The sequence below is a fragment of the Streptomyces sp. NRRL B-24572 genome (assembly GCF_002156145.1).
Lineage (GTDB): Bacteria > Actinomycetota > Actinomycetes > Streptomycetales > Streptomycetaceae > Streptomyces > Streptomyces vietnamensis.
Genome location: NZ_MWIG01000871.1, coordinates 1 through 3,322 on the forward strand (window position 1 = coordinate 1; position 3,322 = coordinate 3,322).

The window sequence follows — 3,322 nt, forward strand, 5'->3', positions numbered from 1 at the left end:
CGGCGGGCTCGGCGCCCTGCTGCTCCTCACCGCCGTGATGCTCCGACGCGCCCACCGGACGCACTAGGGCCGTTGTCCGGTGGCTCCGGCCCGGCCGTTAGGCTCGGTGCGTGGCGCTCAAGAACATCCCGGACCCCGGTTTCTCCGAAGACGACGGCACCGCCGACCCGCGGCTCGCCGCGGCCCTCGCGGCCTGGGCGGAGGACCGGACCGCCCATGGACCCGTCCTCGAAGCCCTGAAGGGGGCCCGGCTGCTCGTCCCCGTCGTCGCCGTCCTCGGCGAGGTCGAGATCGACCCCGAGACGGGCCTCAAGCAGGAGAAGACGAGCGACATGGCCGTCCCCACCCTCACGGCCGGCGACCGGCGGGCCCTGCCGGCCTTCACCTCGATCGCCTCGCTCGCCCTCTGGGACCCGCAGGCCCGCCCCGTGGCCGTCCCCCTCCAGCAGGCGCTCGCCGCGCTCGTCCACGAGAAGGCCGACACCCTGGTCCTGGACCTGGCGGGACCCGTGCCGTACCAGGTGGCCGGCTCCGCGCTGCTCGCCCTCGCCGAGGGCCGCTCCAGCGCCGACCCGCTCGACGACCCGGCCGTACGGGACGCCGTGCGCGCCGTCGTCGCCGCCGAGCCGGCGGTGCTCCGCGCCCACCTGGGGCCCGGCACCGCCGACGGCACCGTCGCCCTGGTCCTCGACGCCGACGCCGCTCCGGCGGAGGCCGCCCAGCGCGTGGCCCGCGCCCTGGCCGCCGACGAAACACTGAGGGCCCGCCTGGTGCGGGGCCTCGACCTGGCACTCCTGCCGGCCTCGGCCACGCCTCCGGGCGAGCCCTTCTACGTAAAGCGGTAACGGTCTACGTGGGGGAGCAGCGCTCCTAGCGGTACACCGGCCCCGTGGCTGTTCTCTTCCGGGGGCGACCCCCGTACCCCCGCGGCCCCGGCGGGCCCGATCGGCTCCTAGCCGTACACCGGCCCCGTGGCTGTTCTCTTCCGGGGGGCGACCCCCGTACCCCCGCGGCCCCGGCGGGCCCGATCGGCTCCTAGCCGTACACCGGCCCCGTGTACTTCTCGCCCGGTCCCTGGCCCGGCTCGTCCGGGATCAGGGACGCCTCGCGGAAGGCGAGCTGGAGGGACTTCAGGCCGTCCCGCAGGGGAGCCGCGTGGAAGGAGGAGACCTCCGTCGCGCCGGCGTCCAGGAGGCCCGCGAGCGCGTGGATCAGCTTGCGCGCCTCGTCGAGGTCCTTGTGCTTCTCGCCCTCCTCGGTGAGCCCGAGCTTCACCGCGGCGGCGCTCATCAGGTTGACGGCGACCGTCACGATCACCTCGACCGCCGGGACCTCCGCGATGTCGCGGGTCATGGATTCGAAGTCGGGGGTGTCCGTGGACTCGTTCTGGGGCGTCTCGCTCATGCCCACACGATAAGCGGACGTACGGTTCGCGCCGACCGCCGGGTCCTGCTAACCTTGTGTAACGACCGGCTGGACACCTCTGTGTCCGGCCCACAAGTGGAGGCTCCGTACTCCCACCTGACCACCCTCACGGGTGGCGGGTCACCGGTCAGGTGGCGCCCATCGTTCCGTACGGACGATGGAGCCGCCCGATGTGCGCCCCGCGGTTCACCGTGGTGGTGCTCCGGTTTTCCGTGGAGCCCCGCCTGTGTACCGTCCGGGGCATTTTTCATGTACCGGCCCGGTTGGTCTCAACTGTTTCACGTGACGTGTCCGTCCGCCAAGGCGGTCGCGTGGTGCTACCGAGGAGGATCCATCAGCGCCGAGCCCCGCATCAACGAGCGGATTCGCGTTCCCGAGGTGCGTCTTGTCGGCCCCAGCGGCGAGCAGGTGGGCATTGTTCCGCTTGCCAAGGCCCTGGAGCTCGCGCAGGAGTACGACCTCGACCTGGTCGAGGTCGCGGCGAACGCCCGCCCGCCCGTGTGCAAGCTCATGGACTACGGGAAGTTCAAGTACGAGTCGGCCATGAAGGCCCGTGAGGCGCGCAAGAACCAGGCGCACACGGTCATCAAGGAGATGAAGCTCCGGCCGAAGATCGACCCGCACGACTATGACACCAAGAAGGGTCACGTCGTCCGGTTCCTCAAGCAGGGCGACAAGGTCAAGATCACGATCATGTTCCGCGGTCGTGAGCAGTCCCGCCCGGAGCTCGGTTACCGACTTCTGCAGCGCCTCGCCGAGGACGTCCAGGAGCTTGGATTCATCGAGTCCAACCCGAAGCAGGACGGCCGGAACATGATCATGGTTCTCGGTCCGCACAAGAAGAAGACCGAGGCCATGGCCGAGGCTCGCGAGGCCCAGGCCGCGCGCAAGGCGGAGCGCCAGGGCGGTTCGTCCGAGGCCCCCGCCGCCGCTGCCGAGGAGACCTCGACCGAGACCCCGGCCGAGAACGCCGAGGCGTGATCCACGGGGGCTGCCTCCCGGCAGCCCCCGGATTCCGTCCGGTCCCACCCAATCGAAGAATGACGCTCCCGGTCGACCGGTGCCCGCACCGGGGGAGCGCCACTGACGAGGAGAGAACGGCGCTATGCCGAAGAACAAGACGCACTCCGGTGCCAAGAAGCGCTTCAAGGTCACCGGCTCCGGCAAGATCCTGCGCGAGCGCGCCGGTAAGCGCCACCTGCTCGAGCACAAGTCGTCCAAGCTGACGCGTCGCCTCACCGGCAACGCCGAGATGGCCCCGGGTGACTCCGCCAAGATCAAGAAGATGCTGGGCATCTGATCTGATCTCCCGCCCTCGGCGACGAGGGCATCCGGCACCGTCCGGGACCCATCCGTTTTTCGGGTCGTGTGAGGACCACCACGACCCCGCTACAAGGAGTTAAGAAGTGGCACGCGTCAAGCGGGCAGTCAACGCCCACAAGAAGCGCCGGGCGATCCTCGAGCAGGCCTCCGGCTACCGCGGTCAGCGTTCGCGCCTGTACCGCAAGGCCAAGGAGCAGGTCACCCACTCGCTGGTCTACAACTACAACGACCGCAAGAAGCGCAAGGGCGACTTCCGTCAGCTGTGGATCCAGCGCATCAACGCCGCTGCCCGCCAGAACGGCATGACGTACAACCGCCTCATCCAGGGTCTGAAGGCCGCCAACATCGAGGTGGACCGCAAGATCCTCGCCGAGCTGGCCGTCAACGACATCAACGCGTTCGCCGCGCTGGTCGAGGTTGCGCAGAAGGCCCTCCCGGCCGACGTCAACGCCCCGAAGGCCGCCGCCTGATCTTCCAGGCCCGCAGTACTTCCGCCCGGACCCGCAGCGCGCTCGCGCCTGCGGGTCCGGGTGCGTCGGCCCCCGAAAACCCGTAGCACCCGGACCCGCAGGCG

General features: G+C 70.2%; 5 protein-coding genes. 4 read left to right on the forward strand and 1 reads right to left on the reverse strand.

Annotation, left to right across the window (positions count from 1 at the left end):
• Positions 1-110: 110 nt before the first annotated feature.
• Positions 111-845, forward strand: a complete 735-nt coding sequence (locus CCN56_RS37485; protein ID WP_086832169.1) for an SseB family protein — start codon at positions 111-113, stop codon at positions 843-845.
• 190 nt (positions 846-1,035) lie between these two features.
• Here CCN56_RS37485 and CCN56_RS37490 read toward each other — a convergent pair whose 3' ends face one another.
• Positions 1,036-1,404, reverse strand: a complete 369-nt coding sequence (locus CCN56_RS37490; RefSeq protein ID WP_041128341.1) for a DUF1844 domain-containing protein — start codon at positions 1,402-1,404, stop codon at positions 1,036-1,038.
• A 270-nt stretch (positions 1,405-1,674) separates the two neighbouring features.
• Here CCN56_RS37490 and infC point away from each other — a divergent pair, with 270 nt between their 5' ends.
• From infC to rplT, 3 genes are all read left to right on the forward strand, one after another.
• Positions 1,675-2,406, forward strand: coding sequence for a translation initiation factor IF-3 (gene infC, locus CCN56_RS37495; RefSeq protein WP_373412947.1), 732 nt, complete (start codon positions 1,675-1,677; stop codon positions 2,404-2,406).
• Between the two features lie 124 nt (positions 2,407-2,530).
• Positions 2,531-2,725, forward strand: a complete 195-nt coding sequence (rpmI, locus tag CCN56_RS37500) for a 50S ribosomal protein L35 (RefSeq protein WP_041128339.1) — start codon at positions 2,531-2,533, stop codon at positions 2,723-2,725.
• Between the two features lie 106 nt (positions 2,726-2,831).
• The gene (rplT, locus tag CCN56_RS37505) at positions 2,832-3,218 is read left to right on the forward strand and encodes a 50S ribosomal protein L20 (protein ID WP_030493496.1); all 387 of its coding nucleotides are present in this window, start codon (positions 2,832-2,834) and stop codon (positions 3,216-3,218) included.
• The last annotated feature ends 104 nt before the right edge of the window (positions 3,219-3,322 follow it).